Below are 22632 nucleotides of genomic sequence, written 5' to 3' on the forward strand. Positions count from 1 at the left end.
TCCAGTGGAAAAAGTGGGCTTACTTATTTAATTGTTTCAAAAATTCGGTCACTATCTTAAGGTCATCGAAATCTTTACGCTCTCCATTTACCTCCTGATAGGTCTCGTGACCCTTACCTGCGATTAAAATAATGTCGTTTTCACCGGCCATTTGGCAGGCAGTTTTAATTGCCTGTTTTCTATTGGTTACCGACATAATTTTCTTAAAATTCTGCGGTTCAACCCCGGCTTCTACATCCTCAATAATTTTATCGGGATCTTCAGTTCTCGGGTTATCACTGGTAAATATCACTTTAGTACTTAAAGCCGAAGCAATATGACCCATTTTTGGCCTTTTAGATTTATCGCGATCTCCGCCGCAGCCTACAACCGTAATAAGCTCTTCGTTCTTTGTACGAATGCTATTTATGGTTTCCAGTACATTTTTTAAAGCATCTGGGGTGTGGGCGTAATCTACAATCGCCGTTACTTTTTCTTTTTCTGAAATGATATATTGAAACCTTCCGCTAACTGAATTAAGCTCACTTATAATCTTTAAACTTTCCAGGTTTTCAAGGCCTAAAAGTTCTGCAGTAGCATAAATAGCCAAAACATTGTAAGCGTTGAAACTTCCAATTAGGCGCGTCCATAATTCCTGGTCGTTTACTTTCAGCAATAATCCAGTGAAAGAATTTTCAAGAATTTGCGCCTTATAATCGGCGTAAGATTTCAAGGCGTAGGTATATTTTTGTGCTTTCGTATTCTGCAGCATCATCTGCCCGTTTTTATCATCTGTATTCGTTAAGGCAAATGCCGAAGCCGGTAATTCATCAAAAAACCTTTTTTTCACATCGCGATATTCAGCGAAACTGCTGTGATAGTCTAAATGATCGTGGCTTAGATTGGTGAAAATTCCGCCGGCAAACTCAAGGGCTGTGGTTCTATGTTGGTCTATACCGTGAGAACTCACTTCCATAAAGCAAAACTCCACACCCTCATCATTCATTTGCTTTAAATACTTATTGATGGTAATAGAATCTGGAGTGGTTCTCACTGCATCATAAGAATTTTCAGCAACCATTACTTTCACTGTGGAAAGTAAACCGACTTTAAAACCAGCTTTGGTAAATAAATTATATAAAAGTGTAGCAATCGTGGTTTTACCATTGGTGCCGGTAACTCCTATAAGTTTTAATTTTTCTGAAGGATTATCGTAATAATTTGCAGCCATAAAAGCTAAAGCCTGCTGTGCATTTCCTACTTTTATATAGGTTATTCCATTTACGATTTCCTTCGGAAATTCTTCGCAAATAACCGCGAGTGCGCCCTGATTTATAGCCTGTTCTATGAAGTTATGCCCATCTGAGAGGCTACCACGAATAGCTACAAAAGCATCGTTTAATTCAACCTTTCTTGAATCAAACTGAAGCTTGTTTATAGTTACCGAAGTATTTCCAACCACGGCATCGATTTGTACTTTATATAATATGTCTTTTAAGACTCTCAACCTATATTTAAATTTACTTGTTGATTAGTTTTTATTTTCTGCCCTGCCGAAATTGATTGTCCGTTAACTTTTCCGGTACCTTTGAAATTGACTTTTAAGCCCAGGTTTTCTAAAAGCGAAACAGCATCCATAGCCGGCATCCCGGTCACATCTGGCATTACGATTTTTTCGTTATCAATTTTCGCGAAATATGCATCAAAATCGTCTGTCACTTTATCATTCTGAATATCGAGGGAAGGCAGGGTATCCATTACCGGGGTATCGGTATAAATCTTTTGGGCGATTTGTTTAAAAACCGGTGCTGCAACGATATTTCCATAATATCCTTTACTCCTTTTCGGCTTATGAATAATCACAATACACGAATATTTTGGATCTTCAGCTGGAAAATACCCTGCGAAAGAAGAGATATATCTTCCCGGTTCAATCCAGTATTCTACCTGGCAGGTTCCTGTTTTTCCGGCCATAGAAAAGTTTGGCGTATAAATATTTGCAGCTGTACCTTTTTCTACAGTTTGCTGCATCATTTTTTGAAGTTTTTTAGCAGTTTCGGGAGAACAAATGCTAGGATTCATGACCTCACGTTCAACCTTTAAAATACTTTTATCCCACTCTTTTACCTCTTTAATAAAACGCGGCTTTACCATTTCACCATTATTGGCAATAGCATTGTAAAAGTTCAGAGTTTGTAAAGGTGTAATGGAAACTCCATAGCCAAAGGCCATCCAGGGCAGGCTTAAACCATTCCAGTTTTTATCTTTAGGGTGAGGAATTCTAGGCGATCCTTCTCCTTTTATATCCAGGCCAATTTTACTATTTAGGCCCATATCGTATAACTTATCTACAAATTTAGCCGGATTGTCTTTATAACCTTCAGTAATAATTTTAGTGAATGCTGTATTTGAAGAAACCTCAAATGCCTTGGCCGCAGATATCTTTCCATAGCCACCGTGACGCGAATCTCTTACCGGTCTTCCATAATATCGCACCACACCATTTTCGGTATCTATAACCGAACTGGTATCTATCACACCATCTTCTAAAGCGGCGGTCATGGCCATTAGCTTAAATGTGGAGCCCGGTTCGTGCGACTCGTAAACCGCATAATTTCTTTTTTCAAAATAAGTCCCTGTTTCAGTCCGGCCAAGATTAGACATTGCCTTGATCTCACCGGTTTTGGTTTCCATAACCACTACAGTACCGTGATCTGCTTCAAAATATTCAAGTTGCTTCAGTAAAGCGTGGTGCGCAATATCTTGAATATTCACATCTATAGTAGAGATCACATCATAACCATCTTTTGGCTCTACTTCATTATTATCACTTATAGGTTTCCACTGGCCTTTGGCAATTTTTTGTTTTAATCTACGGCCATCTGTTCCTCTTAAATAAGAACTAAAAGCACCTTCAAGACCTACACGGGTAAAATATCCGTTCTCATCCTGGCGCTCGTAACCAACCGTACGTTCTCCCATTTTACCAAGTGGATGCTCCCGAACCGTTCTTTGCTCTACAATCATTCCACCTCGGTAAGTTCCCAAATTAAACATAGGAAAGCTTTTCACCTTCATATATTCTGAATAACCAAGATTTTTTGCAATAGGTAAATAACGCTGGCCGTTAGCTCTTGCCTGTCTTAAATATTGAGACCAATATGCTGCAGATTTCCCAAACATCTCGGTTAGGCTATTGGAAAGTGGCACTATATTTTCCTGAAAATTTTTATCTGAAACGGTAACCGCATCAAACCGGATATCGTATTTAGGAACTGAAGTCGCTAAAAGATTGCCTTTTGCATCATAAAGATTCCCACGGCTGGCGGGAATTTTAAAACTTCTTACCGTGCGCTCTTCTGCCAGGTTGCGGTAATGATCTCCTTCTACAAACTGAATATCCAGCAGCTTCACGCCCACCCCCACGGCGAAAATGAACATACAGGCCGCAACCACGTATAATCTATTCAATATGCCTTTTTCAGATGTAGCCATTTACTCCTTTATATTCACTTTTATCTTATACGGAGGATTCTCGGAAGGTAGAATTCCTCTATCTTTCATTTTTTGCGTAATTGTAGATTCCATTTTAATACGCATAAGCGCTGAACGCCTATCTACAAACTCACTTTTTAATTCTCTTACTTCTGTATGAAGTTTTGCAATTTTATGCACCTTTCTTTCTGCACTATGCGAACTCGCAATCATAATAATAGCGAGCAGCGTACAAAAAACTATAAAGCGCCAGTTGTTTACCGCATCCCTGCTAATAAGAAAATTAGCCCGTAGTATGTTGTAAAAACCTTTTTTCATAAAGCTTCAAAAACTATAATTTCTTAGCCACTCTTAGCTTAGCACTTCTTGCCCTGTTATTCTCTTTAATTTCTTCTGCTGAAGGCACTATAAGTCCGCCAACTTTCTTGAAGGGAACTGAAATATTTCCGTAGAAATCTTTTTCGGGCTCACCTTCAAACAAGCCACTTCTTATATATCGTTTCACCAATCTATCTTCCAGGGAATGATAAGAAATAAGACTAATTCTCCCATTTTTTACCACCAGCTCTTCGGTTTGCTTTAAAAATTCCTTTAAAGCTTCAATCTCCTGGTTTACTTCTATTCTTATAGCCTGATAAATCTGCGCCAGAATTTTATTTTCTTTTCCTTTAAAAAGATGCGGCTTCAGCAAATCGTTTAATTGTTCGCTGCTTTCTATAGCTTTTTCTTTTCTTGCTTCAACAATCAAATTTGCCAGCTTTGGCGCATTTTTTAAATCGGCATAATCATAGAAAAGCATTTTAAGCTGTTCTTCAGTATATTCATTGATTACCTCAAAAGCACTTAAATTGCTTCCCTGGTTCATTCTCATATCAAGGCGCGCATCAAAACGCGTAGAAAAACCTCTTTCAGCTTCATTAAACTGATGAGAGGAAACTCCAAAATCACCTAAAATTCCATCAACTTTTTTTATTCCATAAAACCTCAAAAACCTTTTAATAAATCTGAAGTTTTCGTGAATAAGTATAAATCGCGGATCTTCAATTTTATTTTCCAGCGCATCCTTATCCTGATCGAACGCAAAAAGTTTTCCTTTAGGCCCGAGCCTGTTTAGAATCTCCCTGGAATGACCACCACCACCAAACGTAACATCCACATACACGCCATCTTCTTTAATATTAAGGCCGTCTACAGATTCTTTTAATAAAACCGGATTATGATATTGCATCTAAATCATCGTTTCCCATTACTTCTTCAGCCAATTCAGCAAAATCGTCTGAAGTTTCATCAATGGTGTTTTCGTATTTATCTTTATCCCAGATCTCTATAATATTTACTGCTGAAGAAAGCACGATCTCTTTGCTAATCCCGGCAAAAGCCACAAGATCTTTTGGAATTAAAAGTCTTCCATTTGAATCTACTTCCACCATCTTCACACCAGCCTGAAATTTTCTAATAAAATCGTTATTCTTCTTTTTGAAGCGGTTTAGCCCGTTAATTTTCTGCATTAAAACATTCCATTCCTGCATTGGATACAACTCCAAACAAGGCTGAAAAACCGAACGTTTTAGCACAAAACCATCCTGCAACATAGGCGCAAGCTGCTTTTTCAACGCCGAAGGGACCATTAACCGGCCCTTGGCATCTGCTTTACATTCGTATGTTCCTATGAGGTTTACCACTTCTATACTTTATAGAGTCAAATATATTGAAAATTTTACCACATTTTACCACTTTCTACCACTTTGTTGATAAGTTTCTCCACTGTATTTAGCTGAAAGACTATCAAATAGCGCTATTTGTTTAGGTTTCAGAGGCTTGGTTTTTATTGTGCTTTTAGTGTTAAAAAATTTAATTTTTGAGGCAGAAATGCATTTCTTAAATGGCTTTGCTATTTCTCAAAAATGATTATACTTGTAATGAAATCGCTATATTTGCGATTGCTAACCGCAAAGCCAATCAATGAAGAATAATTTAAGGCAAGAGGGAAAGTTTACGTACCTGGAGCAAGGAGAAGGAACCCCGATAGTTATTTTACACGGACTTATGGGCGGTTTAAGTAACTTTGATGGGGTCACAGAGTATTTTCCGAAGCATGGTTATAAAGTGGTAATTCCAGAACTACCCCTCTATTCCATGTCGCTACTTAAAACCAGCGTACAGACTTTTGCTAAATATTTAAAAGAATTTGTAGATTATAAAGGTTACGATAAAGTAATCCTGTTGGGAAACTCTCTTGGAGGGCATATTGCTTTACTGGCTACTAAATTATATCCTGAGATAGTTAAGGGACTGGTAATTACCGGGAGCTCGGGACTTTATGAAAATTCTATGGGCGAGAGTTATCCGCGCCGTGGTGATTACGAATTTATAAAGAAAAAAGCACAGGATGTTTTTTACGATCCTGAAGTTGCAACAAAAGAAGTGGTAGACGAGGTTTACGAAACGGTAAGCGATCGTAACAAATTGGTAAAAACCCTTGCTATTGCAAAAAGCGCCATAAGACATAATATGGCCAAAGATTTACCAAAAATGAAAACCCCAACCTGTATAATTTGGGGAAAAGACGATAATGTTACTCCGCCCGAAGTTGCCGAAGATTTTCAGCGTTTACTTCCCGATGCCGATCTGTACTGGGTAGATAAATGCGGCCACGCTGCAATGATGGAACATCCCATTGTTTTTAACGAGTTGCTTCACGCCTGGCTGAAAAAACGGAATTTTAAATAAGAAAGTTTAAAGTCTTAAAACTTCTTTTTAGGTCTCTTTCAAATATTACTTTTAAACATTTTAAGATGAAAATTAAGTCGGCTGAATTTGTGGTGAGCAATACGCGGGTAGATCAATGCCCTGATAGCAAACTGCCCGAATACGCTTTTATTGGCCGCAGTAACGTTGGGAAATCTTCTTTAATTAATATGCTTACCGGCAGGAAAGCACTTGCCAAAACCTCGGCAAAACCCGGAAAAACACAACTTATTAATCATTTTTTGATCAATAAGAACTGGCATCTTGTAGATTTACCTGGTTATGGTTATGCAAAGGTTTCAAAATCTACTAAAAGGACTTTTCAGAAATTCATCACCAAATATTTTGAGGATCGAGCGCAAATGATATGTGCTTTTGTGCTTATAGACAGCAGGCACGAACCTCAACCTATAGATATGGAATTTATGCAGTGGCTTGGCGAACACAACGTTCCCTTCTGTATAATTTTTACCAAAGCCGATAAAATGAAGCCTAAAGCCCTGGAAAGAAACATTAATAATTACCAGGATAAAATGCTGGAAGTATGGGAAGAGATGCCTGAATTCTTTGTAAGCTCTGCTACTTCAAAATTGGGCCAGGATGAGATTTTAGATTATATTGAAGCAATAAATACCGAGTTGAATTCTTCTAATTCTCCCAAATAATCAATTAAAGCCTTTCTTCAACCAAATTAATTAGATCTTCCTCATTTTGAATTCTTTCTAACTCTTCAGTAGAAATAAATATTCCCATTTCGCCTTCATCTTCCCACAAAACTATAGGAAACGTGTATTTATACCCGAATTTTGAAGCATATCGCTTCTGAAATTCGTCTATATGCAAAAACTCCATTTTTACTTCTGAAGCCAGCCTGTAATTTTTCCACCTTGAATTTTCAGAAAAAACGCCGTGGGTAACTTTGCAAATGCTGCAAGCATAAGTATTAGGCCTTATTAGTTTATGCAGCGCATCCAGCACCACGTGGCGGGTACCGGAATACGCGTTATATACAAAAATGAGTTTTTCCACTCGGTAATCGAGATTTAATGCACCGTCCCGGAAGTATTATTTCTATATACTTCGTAAACTTGCTCCAAGGTAGTTTACTTTTGAGTGATTTCAAGCTTTTCAGCAAAATAATCGCAAAAATCTTTCATTGTAGCAGTCATTTTCTCATCCTGGGTGGCACGGTTAAAAGTATCGCTCATAGAAACCAGGGTTTGGTGAAAGAATTTCTTCATTTCGTCTACCGGCATATCTTTGGTCCAAAGATCTATACGCAGTGTTTCCTGCGATTTGCTGTCCCAAACCGAAAGCATTAAAGCTTTGGCTTCTTCTTTATAAACGTTGCCATCTTCGGCACTCCAGGTAATTCCTTCTGGCACGCGATTTTCATCGGTAACTACTTCTATGTTTATTTCTGATTTTTTAAATTCTGACATTACTTTCTTGGTTTAAAATTCGCTTTATTAAATATCGTTTCGGCATCGGTTTTTATCATTTCCTTTAAAGATGCATCGGTTTTTTCCATATAACTACGCACAATTTGCCAGCCAATATACTGGCCAAGTCTGGAGGGAGATTCGGCATCAAGTTGCAGGTAGAATTTTGAAAAAGGTGCAGGATATAGAAACCGCGAATAAAGTTCGGTATCGGTATCAAAAAACAATTCATTTTCTACAAAATACCGCCACATTTGCGCTTCATTCTTTTGGGCCCAATTGAGCTCTTCTTCAGTATATCCTATTTTTTCAGCATCAGTTACTTCAGGAATAAACTTATCTTTTAAATACAATAACTTGCCATAATATACCATATGGGCAAGAAAAGTTCTGGAACGCGGCCTTTCTACATATTTTTCGGCATACGCATTGGCAACATCTGGGATTATCTGGTCTTTTCTAAAATTCTCCTTTAAAAATTCCTGGATCCCAATATAAAAATGATGCTCTTCCCCTAAATAAGTATCCAAAGAAATAAATAAATATTCATCTTGAAGAATCACCTTGTTTTTATAATCCACTTCAGAAGTTAGCGTAAACACTTTTGGTGTTTCAAACTCCGGGAAATAATATTTTATATGCTGAAAAAGACTGTGAAGTTCTGCCTTTTGATTTTCAAAAGAAGGAAAAGCCTTGCCTACTTCGGTATCTATTTCCTGCTGAATGGTATCGGTAAGTTTATAAATCCAAACGCTATCTGAAAACTGCTGTGGGAATAAGAACGGATATTCCTGTTTTAAATCCATAAGTTTTTGCGGCGTGGCTTCGGCAAATTGCCTGTCAAAACGAACCACTTCAAAATCTACCGGCACTTTTGCAATCTCTTTTTCAATTTTAGCATCCTCATTACAGGAAACAAAAACAATTGTACAAAGCAAGAAAATTATTTTCTTATACATAGGCATTCTTTATGAAGGCTTTAACGCCCTGCCCTTTTAATAATTATGTTTAAATAGTAGATTTGTGTGCAAAGGTATTATTTACAAACTTAATCACCCAAAATTATGCAAACTGAAAAAGTGGTAGATCACATAGTTAACTGGTTAAAGGAATACGCTACAAATGCCGGAATGAACGGTTTTGTGCTTGGAATAAGCGGTGGAATTGACTCGGCAGTAACCTCAGCACTTTGCGCCAAAACTGGTTTGCGTACACTTTGTGTAGAAATGCCTATTCACCAACATACAGACCAGGTGACCAGGGCCCAAAAGCATATAGACTGGTTAAAGCAACATTATGCTAATGTTACCAACCTGGAAGTTGATCTAACTCCGGTTTTTGATGAATTTAAAAAAGCGGCTCCACAGGTTGAAGCTTCAGATACTTTAGATCTCACATTAGCAAATACCCGGGCAAGATTAAGAATGTCTACTTTATATTATTTTGCCGGCCTACATAGCTACCTGGTAGCAGGAACCGGAAATAAAGTAGAAGATTTTGGCGTGGGATTTTTTACAAAATACGGAGACGGCGGCGTAGACTTAAGCCCTATTGCCGACCTTATGAAAACTGAAGTTACTGAAATCGCTAAGTTTTTAGGAGTTACTCCTGAAATTGTAAATGCCGCACCAACAGACGGACTTTTTGGGGACAGCCGTACCGACGAAGATCAAATTGGCGCATCTTATCCCGAATTGGAATGGGCGATGAAAGAAGCCGAAAACGGAAAAACCGCTGAAGATTTTGAAGGAAGAAAACAGGAAGTTTTTAAAATTTATAAAAGTAGGCATGGGGCTAATTTACACAAAATGAAACCTATCCCGGTGTGCAATATTCCCGTTAATCTTAAAAAGTAATCTTTTTATCGATTATTGTACTCAAAAAACGGAAGTAGTGGGAAAATCGGTTATTTTTAATAGTATATACGCGCTTGTCCTACCCCGGCGTGTTTTTTAACCAACCTTTTATTATGAGTACAGTATTAATTGCAGATCACCACCCTGTGGTGCATGAGGGTATCAGGTGTATCCTTAGAAAAAACCCGGCGCTTGAGTTAGTAGGCAGCGTACATAGCGGGATGGAGCTGTACGGATTTTTAAGCGAAAGCCAACCAGATGTTTTAATTATAGAAATTGACCTTCCCGAAATAAACGGGATTAACGCGCTTCGCACCATTAAAACCGATTATTCAAAAGTAAAAATTCTCGTTTGTACCGGTCATCCTGAAGAAGTTTATGCGTTAAGCGCTATAAAAGCGGGAGCGGCAGGTTATATTTCTAAACTTGCAAAACCAGAAGAACTGGAAAAAGCCATTTACCAGGTAGCCAGAGGCGGAATTTATCTCAACAAAAAAATCACCGATAAACTAAACGCGGGGATGTCTCCCGGAAGAAATTTAATCGCAAAATTTAAGAAACTTTCTACACGCGAATCTGAAGTTCTAAACCTTATCGCTTCCGGAAAACGAAATAAAGACATTGCCGAGGCACTTTCTATTAATGAAAAAACAGTAAGTACTTATAAAACCAGGCTACTTAAAAAATTACAGGTAGACAATATTGCCGATCTTATTACCAGATCAAGATTATTGCAACTAAATACTACATAACGCGATTAAGCTTCTCTGAGAGCACCTTCTTCAAACTAAGATAATCTTTTACGTCTTCAAGAACATGTTGGGTGTCCTGCTCTTCAACTGGAGTTTTCACCTTTTCTGAAAGTTCGTTTATTTTTTGATTTATTAAAAATCTGCGCAAAGAGAGAATGGTTTCACTAACGTGCCTTGAAATAGTTTCGGTTTTTGCTTTCACAAAAATGTTTTGCCTATCCCATTCATGCAATTTATATTGCTCCTCCTCCATTAAAATTGAAGTAATCTCAGAAGCCTGCTCCGGATCTATATTATTAATAAAATTCTTAACTTCAAATTTTTCTTCACTATTTAGCCGAGCCATTAATTCAGTATAAATATCTCTGAATTTAGGATTGGTAAAAGCAATTTCATCTTCCTGAAGGTCTAAGAATATTTTTTCAAAAACCCGGGTTCTTTGTATTTCCTTTTCTAAACCGAGCTCCCCGTCTTCTTTTTCTTTAAGCACCAGGTCTTCAAAATCTTCCTCTACAGTTCCATACTGAAGCAGCAGACTAATAATTTTTTTCTCAAGCTCGTATTGCTCGTCAACCTTCGCTGTTTTTGGTTGCGGTTCTTCTTTAACTACATCAAAAGATTTCTTTTTCTGCTGTTGTTGAGGAGAAGTTCTTCCACTTTTCGCATTTAGCTGTGCAAGGCTGGAAAACAGTACATTTTCAGAAATATCCATAATTTGGGAACATTCCTGTAAATAAACTTCCTGCTGAATAGTATCTGGAATCTTCGAAATACTATTTACTATATCCCGAATTAATTCTGCCTTTTTAATCGGATCTTTCTTCGCTTCTTCCATTAGTAAAGAAGCTTTATAACTAATAAAATCCTGTGCGTTCTCCTGAAGATATTCAGCTAAAGCTTCATGTGAATTATTCCTGGCAAAACTATCGGGATCTTCACCTTCAGGGAAAGTACAAACCCGCACGTTCATTCCCTGCTCCAGGATTAAATCTATTCCGCGAAGTGAAGCTCTTATTCCAGCGGCATCACCATCAAAGAGTACAGTAATATTTTTGGTTAGTCTATTAATTAAGCGAATTTGTTCAGGAGTTAATGCCGTTCCTGAAGAGGAAACCACATTTTCAATCCCACTTTGATGAAACTGAATTACGTCAGTATAACCTTCAACTAAAAAACAATTATCTTCTTTGGCGATGGCCTGCTTTGCAAAATTTATCCCGTATAAAACCTTACTCTTATGGTAGATATCACTTTCGGGTGAATTCAGGTATTTTGCCGCCTTTTTTTCATTGGTAAGAATTCTTCCACCAAATCCTAATACCCTGCCAGACATAGAATGAATGGGGAACATCACTCTTCCCTTAAAGCGATCAAATTGCTTTTCGCCTTTTACAATGGTAAGTCCTGTCTTTTCAAGGTATTTAAGTTTATAGGCTTCAGCGAGCGCTTCTTTAGTAAAATCGTCCCATTCGTCTAAAGAATATCCTAGCTCAAACTTCTTGATCGTTTCTAAAGTGAATCCTCGTTCCTTAAAATAGCTTAAACCAATAGCTTTCCCTAAATCGGTTTTATGCAGGTTTTTCTGAAAATGTTTATTAGCAAATTCTGAAACCAGGTACATACTTTCCCGCTCATCGGATTGCTGTTTTTGCTCATCGCTTTGCTGGGTTTCTTCAATCTCAATTCCGTATTTTTTGGCGAGATATTTAATGGCTTCAGGATAGGTAAAATGTTCGTGTTCCATTAAAAAAGCCACGACGTTTCCACCCTTTCCACTAGAGAAATCTTTCCAGATTTGTTTTACGGGAGAAACCATAAAACTTGGCGTGCGCTCATCACTAAACGGACTCAAACCTTTAAAGTTCGAACCCGATTTTTTTAGCTGAACAAAATCCCCAATAACCTCCTCTACACGGGCGGTTTCAAATACATTGTCTATAGTGGATTTTGAGATCAAATTGATGTTGTTTAAGCGGTTAGACCCCACAGGTTTTGGAAACCTGTGGGGTCTGTAAATTCAAAACAAAATTACAATTTAAAATTGGCTAATAATAAAATTTAATAAAGGATGGTTTCATTAATCAACATCAAACCGAAGTCCTAAAGAAAAGTTGTGTAATTCCCTATTTGGATCCTGAAATATGGGATTTAGATCGTATTTCCCGTAAAGCGTAGCGCCACCCCAGCCCAGGTATGCACTTAATCCATAAACCAAATCGTTAGTATTATAATTGTTTTTAAGCTTCTCCTTCACTTTATCGCCATCATCTTTATACTTTAGTTTCTGGCGTTCCCCAATATTAAAACCGGCATAACCACCAAAGCCAATTTTCAGCATTTTATAGGTAGAAAAATGTAACCGATCTTCGGTTTCGGTTTTTGTAGAAGGACCTATTTCAAAATGAACCGGAACTACCAGGTTATCCATTCTAAATTTAGACTTATCAAGGTCTAATGCGAATTCCTCCAGGTAAGTTTCGTCGCCATCTTCTACAAAAATGCGATTATCGGTAGGTTTTAATCCATTGAATTGAAAAGAAAGTCCGTAACGAAGGCGCAACCAGTTTGTTTCTTTAAAAACCCTTGTTTTCCACGCCCAACCAAGTTCAAAAAATCGGCTACCTCCCAATTTAAAATCTGAATCGTTTAAAGATTGGCCTTCTTCCAGGGCATTATTAAAACCGGCAGCAACTACCAAATCACTGGTGGTACGTTTATCGTATTTCTTCTTTGTATTAATATTAATATCCAAGACTTTTCCTTTACCGCCAATTGCAATATAATTTCCAGAAGAATCATTTCTATCCCTCAGTTCCATTTCATTCTCCAAAATGGCTATTTTATTTTCAATATTTTTAGCGTGTTTTTCAGCGTATTCCTTTTTTTGTTTTTCGGCTTCATCTTTAGTGATTTCACCTCTTTCCAGTTCTCCGTTTATACGCTCAATCTGGTATTTTAGTTTTGTTTTCTCCTTTTCAATAATTTCAGCCTTTTGCTTTTCAAAAAATTCTCTGGCTTTCTCATCTGAAGATATTTCTGTCTCTACAGAAGCAACTTCTTGTGCAGAAACCTGCTGATGCGCAAAACTAAATACTAAAAGTGCGACGTAAAAAGTAAGTGTTTTCATAATAATTGATTTTGATGTTTGATGAATGACCCGTTTGTGGGATTTTGATGATTAATAGTTTCTATTGGCAACCGCAGTTTTCGCCTTGAGATATCCTTCTTTTAAAACCTCAAAAACCTTTGCTTTAAAAGATTGGTAAATCTCATCTTCTACTTCGGCTAGCAGTGCATTTGCACTTATTTCGGTATTTGAATTATAAAATTGTGCATTCTTCCGTTCCCTACTTATTTCTGAAGCCGCCTGGGCTAGTAATTCGTCTACTTCATCTTCAGAGATTTCATCATTTCTGCTCGTGGCCGCAATCACTTCTTCAAGTTTAGATTGAATTAATTTTTCTTCTAAAATTGGTGGTTCCAGGCTTATTGGCTCTAAAACAACAGCTTCTTCATATCTATTTTCTTCGAAAATTGGCGTTTCAGTAATCTCTTCTTCTACTGAAATTTCAGGTACTGCTACAATATTATTTTTCGTATTACTTTCAGTTGAAAGTTCTTCCTCCTTTTTAATTTCTTCGGAAGCTATTTGTGTCTTATTTTCTTGCGTAAATTCTTGTTTTAGTTCCGGTTTTTTTATGATCTCGTTTACCGGTTCTTCAACAACCTGCGGACTTTCGGAAAAATTGTTATTCCACATAAAAGTTCCTGCAATTAACAGCACTGCCACTGCAGCGGCAATATATTTCCAGGGTGTTTGAGAGGTTTTGTGTGCTTCAGCATCTAATTTAGCATCCAACTTTTCCCAGCTTTGGGCAGAAGGTTTAATTTCCCTTTTTCCCAGTTTTTCCCTTGAGTTTTCTTCGAATTTATTTAATTCCATAATCCGATGTGTTTTGTGTTTTTAACTGCTCCTGCAACATTGTTCTCGCTTTAGATAATTGCGATTTTGAAGTCCCTTCGGTTATCTTCAGCATTTTCGCAATCTCGCCGTGCTTATATCCTTCTACCGCATACATAACAAAAACCATCCTGTAGCCTTCCGGCAAATTGTCTATGAGGTTTTGAATATGTGCCACGTTTAGCTCTGTATTCATTTCTTCAGAAAAACCAGGGTCTGCGATTTCTTCGTTACTAAAAACAATTTTCTTTTGTGATCTTAAAAAAGAAATTGATTCCCGCACCATAATTTTTCTTATCCAGCCTTCAAAACTTCCTTTAGATTCAAAATCTTTAAGGTGGGTGAAAACTTTTAGAAATCCGTTTAGCATTACTTCTTCGGCGTGGTGCATATCCTTTATATACTGCCGGCAAACGCTAAGCATTTTTCCCGAATGCAACTCATATAATTCGCGCTGCGCCTTACGGTCTTTTTTAGCCGCACGCTTTATTAATTGAGTTTCGTTTTTAAAGAGTTGAATTACTTTCACCCGATTTTTCTAATTAAAAGGCCTTCTATTTACATAGACGCAGGAAAGTTACAAAAGGTTGCCTGTACCTTGATTATTTTTTAAAAAATTAGTTTCGCGACGAATTCTTGTATCTTTGCAGTACAATCTTTTTTATGTCTGAACAGAAGCTTACCCGAATAAATAAATACTTAAGTGAAATAGGTTACTGCTCACGCCGCGCGGCTGATAAACTCATAGATCAGGGCCGGGTGACCATTAATGGAGCTGTACCCGAAATGGGCACTAAAATTGGTCCCGATGATGTGGTAAAAGTAGATGGGAAAGCGGTTTCTGAAGCAGAAAAAAAAGAACCTAATGTTTATATTGCTTTCAACAAACCGGTAGGCATAGTATGCACTACTGATACCCGTGTGGAAAAAGACAATATTATTGATTATATAAATTATCCGAAAAGAATTTTTCCTATTGGCAGACTGGATAAACCCAGTGAAGGACTTATTTTTCTTACCAATGATGGGGACATTGTAAATAAGATTCTACGCGCCAGGAACAACCACGAGAAGGAATATATTGTTTCAGTCAATAAACCCATTACTCCAGATTTTATTAGAAGAATGGGCAATGGAGTACCTATTTTGGGAACCACCACTAAAAAGTGCGAAGTAGAAAAATTAGGAAAGAATGAATTCAGAATTATACTTACCCAGGGACTAAACCGACAAATTCGTAGAATGTGTGAGTTTTTAGGTTATGAAGTTACCGCGCTTAAACGCATTAGAATTATGAATGTTAGCCTGGACGTTCCGGTAGGGCAATGGCGTGACCTTACCCAGGAAGAACTTAATACCATAAACAACATGGTAGACGAATCCAGCAAGACAGAAGAAGCCTCCCGTCTTAAAGCTTCTGCTTTAAAATCTAAAACAAAACCGCGATCTGGCAAAAGACCTCGTAAAGATAAATCTTAACACATTATTAGCGCTGTGGCTTGCCCGCATGTTAAGATTACTTGTTAATTTTAATAGCGTATAATAATGTAATTCTATTAAGATTTATGAAGGTACAACCGTTTCATTTAGCAATCCCGGTATCAAATTTAGAAAAAGCCAGAAAATTTTATAAAGAAACCCTGGGTTGTGGCGAAGGCCGCAGCAGTGATCATTGGGTAGATTTTAATTTTTTCGGGCACCCATTGGTAATTCATTATAAACCGGCTAACGAAACCGAAAAAGCACATAGCAATCCTGTAGATGGCAAAGATGTGCCTGTACCGCATTTTGGAGTAGTCCTTGAATGGGAAGTATTTCAGGAATTTGCTAATTTATTACGATCAAAAAATATTGATTTTGAAATTGAGCCTTACATCCGTTTTGAGGGCCAGGTAGGGGAACAAGCCACAATGTTTTTTAAAGACCCCAGCGGAAATGCACTGGAATTCAAAGCCTTTAAAAATAAAGAACAACTATTTGCAAAATAACCAACCAAGCACAAAAATATGGATAGATTAAAACCGGCACTGGTACGGCAAATTTTCGTATTAATGCTCATTATCTTTTTAACGGTTTTAATTTTTAAAGAAATTATCCCATACCTCTCGGGGGTTTTAGGGGCAATTACTTTATACGTTCTTTTGCGCAATTGGATGAAAAAATTACTGGCCAGGGGTTGGAAACCTCCGGTAGCAGCAGCGCTCTTAATGGCAGGATCTTTTGTAGGTATCCTGGTGCCTATTATACTAATTGTAGTAATGCTCACGTCTAAAATTAGTAAAGCGGTTGCAAACTCTGAACGTGTAATTAGGGCCGTTAAAGAACAACTTACCGAAGCTGAAACCTATATAGGTTATAGTTTAAGTGAGTCTATAGATACCTCTTCTGTAACAAACTGGATGTCTGGAAACCTGCAAAGTCTGGCAGGCGGCACATTTAATGCCTTTATCGCAATTGGTATTATGTATTTTATGCTTTACTATATGCTGGTTAAAAGAGAGTCTATGAAATCTTCTCTTATTTCTTATATCCCGCTTGGGAATGATAACCTGGAAATAATTGCACAAGAAAGTGATCAACTTGTAAAATCTAACGCATTAGGTATTCCGCTGGTGGCTATATTCCAGGGAATTATTGCACTTATTGGATACTTAATTTTTGGTGTACCAGATCCTTTCTTTTGGTTTGTAATAACCGCCATAGGATCTATGATTCCATTTATAGGAACGGCGATTGGTATTCTCCCGGTAGTAATACTGTTAATAGCCCAGGGCGATAACTGGCAGGCCATTGCAATGTTAATCTACGGCTTTGTTGTTGTTGGTTCTACCGATAATATTATTAGACTTTATATCCTGGATAGACTCGCCGCTGTGCATCCGCTAATCACCCTTTTTGGTGTAATTGTTGGAGTACAGCTGTTTGGTTTTATAGGATTAATTTTTGGGCCTTTGCTTATTTCCCTGTTTTTATTAATTCTGAAAATTTATAAAAAGGAATACGGAAATGCCCACGACCGACTTTAAAAAATAACTACTAACCACAAAATGAAGAATTATGAATATGTTTAGTAAAAAGAAAGAAGAAATTGACGAGAAATACCTAAAAAAAGGAGCTACTCAAATTAAAGATGGCGATATTGATATTGCCGTAAAAAATCAAAAAGAAATTGATGATAAAATTAATAATTCTGGTGCTTTAAGAAAATATACTGAGCTGGGAAAAGTGATGTTTGGGATGCTAAAAGATTACCGAAAAGGTGTTTATAAAGATATCCCGTGGTTTTCTATAGCCGCCATAGCTTTTGTGCTCCTGTACGTGCTTAATCCGTTAGATATTGTACCCGATTTTTTACCCGGAATTGGTTATGTAGATGATTTTGCGCTACTAACTATAACCTTAAGATTTATTGAAACTGATCTTCATAAATATTTAGACTGGAAATTAGAAGAAGATTAATTTCTATTTTTCTGAATCCCAATTAATAAAAAAATCCTGTTAAATCTACTAAATGTAAGATCTAACAGGACTTTTTTTATACTGAAAATCTGCTTAAACAGATCTGGCTTTACTGTTTTCTTTTGCTCTTTTCTTATGCCTTTCGGTAGCAAGCAAAGTGTTTTTAAGCAACATAGAAACTGTCATTGGTCCTACTCCACCAGGTACAGGCGTAATATATGATGCACGTTTACTTACATTATCAAAGTCTACATCACCTTTAATTACATAGCCTTTTTCCGCTTCATCATTTGGCACCCTTGTAATTCCAACATCAATAATTACTGCATCATCCTTAATCATTTCCGCTTTCAGAAAATCTGGAATTCCAACCGCGATAATTATAATATCAGCCTGGGAGGTGATTTGTGTAATATTTTTAGTGAATTCATGAGTTAAAGTTACGGTTGAGTTTCCAGGGAAACCACTTCGTCCCATCAAGATACTCATTGGCCTTCCAACTATATAACTTCTGCCAATCACCACGGTATGTTTTCCTTTGGTCGGAATATCATATCGCTCCAGTAATTCTAAAATCCCAAACGGAGTCGCCGGAATAAAAGATGTCATATCCAAGGCCATTTTCCCAAAGTTGGTAGGATGAAAACCATCTACATCTTTATCTGGATCTACAGCATTTAATACTTTTTGCGTATCAATTTGCGGAGGCAAAGGAAGCTGAACAATAAATCCATCTATATCATCATTCTGATTTAGTTCTTCAATCTTGTCAAGTAACTCCAACTCGCTTACCGTATTTGGTAATCTGTATAGAGAAGATTGAAATCCTACGCGTTTACAGGATTTTACTTTTGCATTTACATAGGTTAAGCTGGCACCGTCGTTCCCCACGATAATTGCAGCTAAATGAGGGACTTTTTCACCTCTTTTTTTAATCTTTTCAACCTCAGCAGCAATCTCATCTTTAATATCGTTGCTGGTTTTTTTTCCGTCTAATATAGTCATGGTCAGTTTTCAGTTGGCAGTAGCAGTTGGCAGTTTTTAAGCTTTACCCACTCCAAATCTCCCGGGATTATTAATCATAAAATTCAGAAGTTTTCCTACTTCGTGACTTTTTTTAATCAATTTATCTTTTACATCTAAATCTATGTACTTACAAGCATAAGCAAACTCTAACCAGCTTTGTGTTTCAGCGTTTTCAGCATCACTATCAGTTAACTTACTTATAAAATACTTCTCGTACTTTCTCTTTCTATATGCTTCTGCAATATTTACACAAACCGATCTTGAACTTCTTCTTATTTGATCTGTAAGCGAGTAAGTTTCTTCTTTAGGAAATCTTTTAGAAATTTCGAATATCTCCATAGCAAGTTCAAATCCAATCTCATAAACACGTAGCGACTTAAAATCCATATTTAAAAGTTTAATTTTAACTGCCAACTGAGACTGCAATAACTGCATACTGGAATCTACTTCATACCCTTCATCATCTGCATCATCTTCTGGCCACCGCCACCTTGCATCATCTTCATCATTTTACCCATCTGGTTGAATTGTTTCAACAATTGGTTAACTTCCTGTACCGAGGTTCCTGAACCTTTACTAATTCGTTTCTTTCGGCTTGAATTTATAACTTTCGGATTGCTCCGTTCCTCGGGAGTCATCGAGTGAATTATTGCTTCAATTCCTTTAAAGGCATCATCATCAATATCTACATCTTTCAGCATTTTTCCGGCTCCCGGAATCATTCCCATAAGGTCTTTCATAGACCCCATTTTCTTAATTTGCTGTAATTGCTTCAGGAAATCATCAAAACCAAACTGGTTTTTTGCAATTTTCTTTTGAAGTTTTCTTGCTTCTTCTTCATCATATTGTTCCTGCGCACGTTCCACAAGAGACACCACATCTCCCATCCCAAGAATCCTATCGGCCATACGGTCTGGATAGAACACATCTAGTGCATCCATTTTCTCACCGGTACCAATAAATTTAATAGGTTTATTAACTACAGATTTAATTGAAATCGCCGCACCACCACGAGTATCACCATCTAATTTTGTAAGGATTACCCCGTCAAAATTCAATCTTTCATTAAAAGTTTTTGCAGTATTCACCGCATCCTGACCCGTCATAGAATCTACCACGAATAAAGTTTCGTGCGGTTGAATGGCTTCGTGAATATTGGAGATCTCGGTCATCATCGCTTCATCTACAGCTAAACGACCGGCGGTATCTATAATAACCACATTATGTCCGTTTTGTTTGGCGTGAGTAATTGCAGCTTTAGAAATAGCCACCGGATCCTGGTTTCCTTCATCTGAAAACACCTCAACGCCAACCTGCTCACCAACTACGTGTAACTGGTTGATCGCTGCAGGACGATAAACATCACAGGCAACTAAAAGTGGTTTTTTGGTCTTTTTAGTTTTTAGAAAATTAGCAAGTTTTCCAGAGAAGGTTGTTTTACCACTACCCTGTAATCCAGACATAAGAATAATTGAAGGGTCTCCCGAAAGATTAATTCCTTCAGCTTCCCCACCCATTAACTGGGTAAGTTCATCCTTCACCAATTTCACCATCATCTGGCCTGGTTTCAGAGCGGTTAAAACGTCTTGACCAAGCGCTTTTTCCTTTACGGTATTGGTAAAGTCTTTGGCAATTTTATAGTTCACATCGGCATCCACCAAAGCACGTCTCACTTCTTTTAAAGTTTCGGCAACGTTTACCTCGGTAATTTGCCCGTGGCCTTTTAAAACGTGTAAGGCATTATCTAACTTATCACTTAAACTATCAAACATAATTTTTCCTATGGTTTAATTTCCCATAAAGGGTATAATTCTGCCGAGGCTCGCCCCGATATTTTGAAAACTTTTTTCAATTTAAACCTTCAGGACTTATCCCGAGGTTTTATTCTCCGTTTTTCAACGAATTGCAAATTTAATGATTTGAGCCTGAAGTGAAAACTTTTTATTTCACCTCATTTTAAATATTTAATCTATCTTTTTATTCTCCTTTCGGGGACAAGGGGGGCTTTCTACATTCTTTCTGGCACCTGGATTCCCAATAAGCCAAAAGAAGATTTTATAACATTCCCAACACTATTGGCCAATTGCACTCTTAAAATTTTTTCGGTAATATCCTCAGTACCAAGGATAGTTACATTTTGATAAAATGAATTGAATTCTTTTACCAGATCGTACGTGTAGTTAGCAATCAACGCCGGACTATGATTTTCTGCCGCCAACTGAATTGTTTCAGGATATAACTGAAGCTGCTTGATTAACGAACGTTCTTTTTCGTGAAATTCATAGCCATCGGCTACCGGTTTCTTAAAGTCGAAATCGGCTTTCCTGATTATAGATTGAATTCTCGCGTAAGTATATTGAATAAACGGACCGGTATTCCCCTGGAAATCTACAGATTCTTCAGGATTAAAGAGAATTCGTTTTTTAGGATCTACTTTTAAAATATAATATTTCAAAGCCCCTAAACCAATAATTCGGTAGAGCTCTTCTTTTTCAACTTCGGTATAACCGTCTAATTTCCCTAATTCTTCAGAAATATTTCTGGCAGTTTCGGTCATTTCAGCAATAAGATCATCGGCATCTACAACGGTTCCTTCCCTACTTTTCATTTTTCCGCTAGGTAAATCTACCATTCCGTAGCTTAAATGATATAGATAATCTGCCCAATCAAATCCGAGTTTCTTCAGAATTAAAAACAAAACTTTAAAGTGATAATCCTGTTCGTTTCCTACGGTATAAACCATCCCACTAATATCAAAATCCTTTACCCGTTGGATGGCGGTACCAATATCCTGCGTGATATAAACAGCGGTACCATCGCTTCGTAAAACGATTTTTTCATCCAGGCCTTCATCGGTAAGATCTATCCAAACACTACCGTCTTCTTTTTTATAAAAAACACCTTTTTCAAGTCCCTGGTTCACCACGTCTTTCCCAAGCAGGTAAGTATCGCTTTCGTAATAATTTTTGTCGAAATCTACGCCTAAAGCATCGTAGGTTTTTTCAAAGCCATCATAAACCCATTGGTTCATTTTTTCCCAAAGTGCAACCACTTCTGGATCGCCGGCTTCCCATTTTAGCAACATTTGCTTGGCTTCCACCAAAATTGGTGCTTCAGCTTTCGCGGCTTCTTCAGAAATTCCTTTGGTTTCGATTAATTCGGAAATTTCCTTTTTGTATTCCTGGTCAAACTTTACGTAGTAATTCCCAACCAGTTTATCTCCTTTTATGCCCACAGATTGGGGAGTTTCTCCATTCCCGAAGCGCTCCCATGCCAGCATAGATTTACAAATATGAATCCCACGATCGTTAATAATCTGGGTCTTATAGGCTTTATTTCCGGCAGCACTTAAAATTTCGGCAACAGAAAATCCTAAAAGTATATTCCTAATATGCCCTAAGTGCAAAGGTTTATTGGTATTTGGCGAAGAATATTCAACCATAATTCCTTTAGCATCTTCAGCGGCGGGAAGTATCCCAAAATCTTTTCTATCTTTCATTTCAATGAAGAAATCTAGAAAATAAGCATCGCTTAAAACAATGTTCAAAAAGCCTTTCACCACATTAAATCCAGAAACTTCAGCAACATTTTCAGTTAAATAATTTCCAATTTCTTCACCCAATTTCACAGGATTGGTTTTGAGCGTTTTCAGCATTGGGAAAGTCACCAAAGTAATATCTCCTTCAAAATCCTTGCGCGTAGGCTGAAATTCTAAGTGATCAATTTCAACATCATAGATCATTTTAACAGCATCTTTTACGTGGGTAGAAAGGGTACTTTGGAGTTTCATTTTTTACTTTTATTTGTTGTTTTAAGCCCTGCAAAGATAACAGAAAATAGGCTTTTGCCTATAATTTACTCGATAATCGAGATTAAATGCACCGAGACTTGTTTCGAAATTGTAAATTATTTTT

The 22632-nt window shown here is 37.3% G+C and carries 24 protein-coding genes; 8 read left to right on the forward strand and 16 right to left on the reverse strand.

The window, feature by feature from the left end; all coding sequences use genetic code 11:
• Positions 1 to 19 precede the first annotated feature (19 nt).
• From J0871_RS01330 to mraZ, 5 genes are read right to left on the reverse strand one after another with little or no spacing between them, the layout of a single operon-like run.
• Positions 20 to 1486, reverse strand: coding sequence for a UDP-N-acetylmuramoyl-L-alanyl-D-glutamate--2,6-diaminopimelate ligase (locus tag J0871_RS01330; protein ID WP_208222871.1), 1467 nt, complete (start codon positions 1484 to 1486; stop codon positions 20 to 22).
• Positions 1483 to 3474: a penicillin-binding protein gene (locus J0871_RS01335; protein WP_208222872.1), complete on the reverse strand. Its 1992-nt coding sequence runs from the start codon at positions 3472 to 3474 to the stop codon at positions 1483 to 1485. The genes J0871_RS01330 and J0871_RS01335 overlap by 4 nt, the downstream gene beginning before the upstream one ends.
• Entirely contained in the window at positions 3475 to 3792 is a 318-nt protein-coding gene (locus J0871_RS01340; RefSeq protein ID WP_075324909.1) for an FtsL-like putative cell division protein, read from the reverse strand.
• A 13-nt stretch (positions 3793 to 3805) separates the two neighbouring features.
• On the reverse strand, positions 3806 to 4702 hold the full coding sequence (rsmH, locus tag J0871_RS01345; RefSeq protein ID WP_208222873.1) for a 16S rRNA (cytosine(1402)-N(4))-methyltransferase RsmH: 897 nt from the start codon (positions 4700 to 4702) through the stop codon (positions 3806 to 3808).
• Positions 4689 to 5156, reverse strand: a complete 468-nt coding sequence (gene mraZ / locus J0871_RS01350) for a division/cell wall cluster transcriptional repressor MraZ (RefSeq protein WP_208222874.1) — start codon at positions 5154 to 5156, stop codon at positions 4689 to 4691. Before mraZ ends, rsmH begins: the two co-directional genes overlap by 14 nt.
• A 280-nt stretch (positions 5157 to 5436) precedes the next feature.
• Between mraZ and J0871_RS01355 the strand changes: the two genes are divergently transcribed.
• Together J0871_RS01355 and yihA are read left to right on the forward strand one after the other, a co-directional pair.
• Positions 5437 to 6204, forward strand: a complete 768-nt coding sequence (locus J0871_RS01355; protein ID WP_075324912.1) for an alpha/beta hydrolase — start codon at positions 5437 to 5439, stop codon at positions 6202 to 6204.
• Between the two features lie 65 nt (positions 6205 to 6269).
• Complete coding sequence (gene yihA / locus J0871_RS01360; RefSeq protein WP_208222875.1) at positions 6270 to 6887, forward strand: ribosome biogenesis GTP-binding protein YihA/YsxC; 618 nt, start codon at positions 6270 to 6272, stop codon at positions 6885 to 6887.
• A gap of 4 nt (positions 6888 to 6891) precedes the next feature.
• Here the strand turns inward: yihA and J0871_RS01365 are convergent, their stop codons facing one another.
• From J0871_RS01365 to gldB, 3 genes are all read right to left on the reverse strand, one after another.
• Complete coding sequence (locus tag J0871_RS01365; protein WP_208222876.1) at positions 6892 to 7251, reverse strand: GTPase; 360 nt, start codon at positions 7249 to 7251, stop codon at positions 6892 to 6894.
• Positions 7252 to 7325: 74 nt separating this feature from the next.
• A complete protein-coding gene (gene gldC, locus J0871_RS01370; RefSeq protein WP_075324915.1) occupies positions 7326 to 7664 on the reverse strand; it encodes a gliding motility protein GldC in 339 nt (112 codons plus the stop codon).
• Positions 7664 to 8623, reverse strand: coding sequence for a gliding motility lipoprotein GldB (gene gldB / locus J0871_RS01375; protein ID WP_208222877.1), 960 nt, complete (start codon positions 8621 to 8623; stop codon positions 7664 to 7666). Before gldB ends, gldC begins: the two co-directional genes overlap by 1 nt.
• 105 nt (positions 8624 to 8728) lie before the next feature.
• Between gldB and nadE the strand changes: the two genes are divergently transcribed.
• Positions 8729 to 9520: an NAD(+) synthase gene (gene nadE / locus J0871_RS01380; protein WP_075324916.1), complete on the forward strand. Its 792-nt coding sequence runs from the start codon at positions 8729 to 8731 to the stop codon at positions 9518 to 9520.
• A gap of 113 nt (positions 9521 to 9633) precedes the next feature.
• On the forward strand, positions 9634 to 10272 hold the full coding sequence (locus J0871_RS01385) for a response regulator transcription factor (protein WP_208222878.1): 639 nt from the start codon (positions 9634 to 9636) through the stop codon (positions 10270 to 10272).
• Here the strand turns inward: J0871_RS01385 and dnaG are convergent.
• The 4 genes from dnaG to J0871_RS01405 all read right to left on the reverse strand — a co-directional run bounded on the left by dnaG (position 10265) and on the right by J0871_RS01405 (position 14762).
• Positions 10265 to 12229, reverse strand: coding sequence for a DNA primase (gene dnaG / locus J0871_RS01390; protein WP_208222879.1), 1965 nt, complete (start codon positions 12227 to 12229; stop codon positions 10265 to 10267). The genes J0871_RS01385 and dnaG overlap by 8 nt on opposite strands.
• Positions 12230 to 12349: 120 nt before the next feature.
• Positions 12350 to 13399, reverse strand: coding sequence for a hypothetical protein (locus tag J0871_RS01395; protein ID WP_208222880.1), 1050 nt, complete (start codon positions 13397 to 13399; stop codon positions 12350 to 12352).
• A gap of 51 nt (positions 13400 to 13450) precedes the next feature.
• A complete protein-coding gene (locus tag J0871_RS01400) occupies positions 13451 to 14215 on the reverse strand; it encodes a hypothetical protein (RefSeq protein ID WP_208222881.1) in 765 nt (254 codons plus the stop codon).
• On the reverse strand, positions 14202 to 14762 hold the full coding sequence (locus tag J0871_RS01405) for an RNA polymerase sigma factor (protein WP_208222882.1): 561 nt from the start codon (positions 14760 to 14762) through the stop codon (positions 14202 to 14204). Before J0871_RS01405 ends, J0871_RS01400 begins: the two co-directional genes overlap by 14 nt.
• Positions 14763 to 14896: 134 nt before the next feature.
• Between J0871_RS01405 and rluF the strand changes: the two genes are divergently transcribed.
• The 4 genes from rluF (at position 14897) to J0871_RS01425 (ending at position 17692) form a co-directional block, all read left to right on the forward strand.
• Positions 14897 to 15712 (forward strand): 23S rRNA pseudouridine(2604) synthase RluF, encoded by an 816-nt coding sequence (rluF, locus tag J0871_RS01410; RefSeq protein ID WP_208222883.1) that lies wholly within the window; start codon positions 14897 to 14899, stop codon positions 15710 to 15712.
• An 86-nt stretch (positions 15713 to 15798) separates the two neighbouring features.
• The gene (locus J0871_RS01415) at positions 15799 to 16221 is read left to right on the forward strand and encodes a VOC family protein (protein ID WP_208222884.1); all 423 of its coding nucleotides are present in this window, start codon (positions 15799 to 15801) and stop codon (positions 16219 to 16221) included.
• Between the two features lie 18 nt (positions 16222 to 16239).
• Positions 16240 to 17259 carry an AI-2E family transporter gene (locus J0871_RS01420; RefSeq protein ID WP_075324923.1) on the forward strand — a complete coding sequence of 340 codons (1020 nt, stop codon included), beginning with the start codon at positions 16240 to 16242 and terminating at the stop codon, positions 17257 to 17259.
• Positions 17260 to 17290: 31 nt separating this feature from the next.
• Entirely contained in the window at positions 17291 to 17692 is a 402-nt protein-coding gene (locus J0871_RS01425) for a YkvA family protein (protein WP_317040656.1), read from the forward strand.
• Between the two features lie 93 nt (positions 17693 to 17785).
• Here J0871_RS01425 and J0871_RS01430 read toward each other — a convergent pair whose 3' ends face one another.
• The 4 genes from J0871_RS01430 to argS all read right to left on the reverse strand — a co-directional run bounded on the left by J0871_RS01430 (position 17786) and on the right by argS (position 22508).
• A complete protein-coding gene (locus J0871_RS01430; protein WP_208222885.1) occupies positions 17786 to 18697 on the reverse strand; it encodes a bifunctional 5,10-methylenetetrahydrofolate dehydrogenase/5,10-methenyltetrahydrofolate cyclohydrolase in 912 nt (303 codons plus the stop codon).
• Between the two features lie 36 nt (positions 18698 to 18733).
• Entirely contained in the window at positions 18734 to 19105 is a 372-nt protein-coding gene (locus J0871_RS01435) for a four helix bundle protein (RefSeq protein WP_208222886.1), read from the reverse strand.
• A gap of 56 nt (positions 19106 to 19161) precedes the next feature.
• Complete coding sequence (gene ffh / locus J0871_RS01440; RefSeq protein ID WP_208222887.1) at positions 19162 to 20490, reverse strand: signal recognition particle protein; 1329 nt, start codon at positions 20488 to 20490, stop codon at positions 19162 to 19164.
• Positions 20491 to 20726: 236 nt separating this feature from the next.
• Positions 20727 to 22508, reverse strand: a complete 1782-nt coding sequence (argS, locus tag J0871_RS01445) for an arginine--tRNA ligase (RefSeq protein WP_208222888.1) — start codon at positions 22506 to 22508, stop codon at positions 20727 to 20729.
• Between the last annotated feature and the right edge of the window lie 124 nt (positions 22509 to 22632).

It is taken from the genome of Salegentibacter sp. BDJ18 (assembly GCF_017579965.1).
In the GTDB taxonomy this organism is placed as follows: domain Bacteria; phylum Bacteroidota; class Bacteroidia; order Flavobacteriales; family Flavobacteriaceae; genus Salegentibacter.

Coding starts and splice junctions, on each gene's coding strand:
- J0871_RS01335 (WP_208222872.1), bottom strand. CDS start 3,474: ATGGCTACATCTGAAAAAGGCATATTGAATAGATTATACGTGGTTGCG.
- J0871_RS01340 (WP_075324909.1), bottom strand. CDS start 3,792: ATGAAAAAAGGTTTTTACAACATACTACGGGCTAATTTTCTTATTAGC.
- rsmH (WP_208222873.1), bottom strand. CDS start 4,702: ATGCAATATCATAATCCGGTTTTATTAAAAGAATCTGTAGACGGCCTT.
- J0871_RS01355 (WP_075324912.1), top strand. CDS start 5,437: ATGAAGAATAATTTAAGGCAAGAGGGAAAGTTTACGTACCTGGAGCAA.
- yihA (WP_208222875.1), top strand. CDS start 6,270: ATGAAAATTAAGTCGGCTGAATTTGTGGTGAGCAATACGCGGGTAGAT.
- gldC (WP_075324915.1), bottom strand. CDS start 7,664: ATGTCAGAATTTAAAAAATCAGAAATAAACATAGAAGTAGTTACCGAT.
- gldB (WP_208222877.1), bottom strand. CDS start 8,623: ATGTATAAGAAAATAATTTTCTTGCTTTGTACAATTGTTTTTGTTTCC.
- nadE (WP_075324916.1), top strand. CDS start 8,729: ATGCAAACTGAAAAAGTGGTAGATCACATAGTTAACTGGTTAAAGGAA.
- J0871_RS01385 (WP_208222878.1), top strand. CDS start 9,634: ATGAGTACAGTATTAATTGCAGATCACCACCCTGTGGTGCATGAGGGT.
- J0871_RS01395 (WP_208222880.1), bottom strand. CDS start 13,399: ATGAAAACACTTACTTTTTACGTCGCACTTTTAGTATTTAGTTTTGCG.
- J0871_RS01400 (WP_208222881.1), bottom strand. CDS start 14,215: ATGGAATTAAATAAATTCGAAGAAAACTCAAGGGAAAAACTGGGAAAA.
- rluF (WP_208222883.1), top strand. CDS start 14,897: ATGTCTGAACAGAAGCTTACCCGAATAAATAAATACTTAAGTGAAATA.
- J0871_RS01415 (WP_208222884.1), top strand. CDS start 15,799: ATGAAGGTACAACCGTTTCATTTAGCAATCCCGGTATCAAATTTAGAA.
- J0871_RS01420 (WP_075324923.1), top strand. CDS start 16,240: ATGGATAGATTAAAACCGGCACTGGTACGGCAAATTTTCGTATTAATG.
- J0871_RS01425 (WP_317040656.1), top strand. CDS start 17,291: ATGAATATGTTTAGTAAAAAGAAAGAAGAAATTGACGAGAAATACCTA.
- J0871_RS01430 (WP_208222885.1), bottom strand. CDS start 18,697: ATGACTATATTAGACGGAAAAAAAACCAGCAACGATATTAAAGATGAG.
- J0871_RS01435 (WP_208222886.1), bottom strand. CDS start 19,105: ATGGATTTTAAGTCGCTACGTGTTTATGAGATTGGATTTGAACTTGCT.
- ffh (WP_208222887.1), bottom strand. CDS start 20,490: ATGTTTGATAGTTTAAGTGATAAGTTAGATAATGCCTTACACGTTTTA.
- argS (WP_208222888.1), bottom strand. CDS start 22,508: ATGAAACTCCAAAGTACCCTTTCTACCCACGTAAAAGATGCTGTTAAA.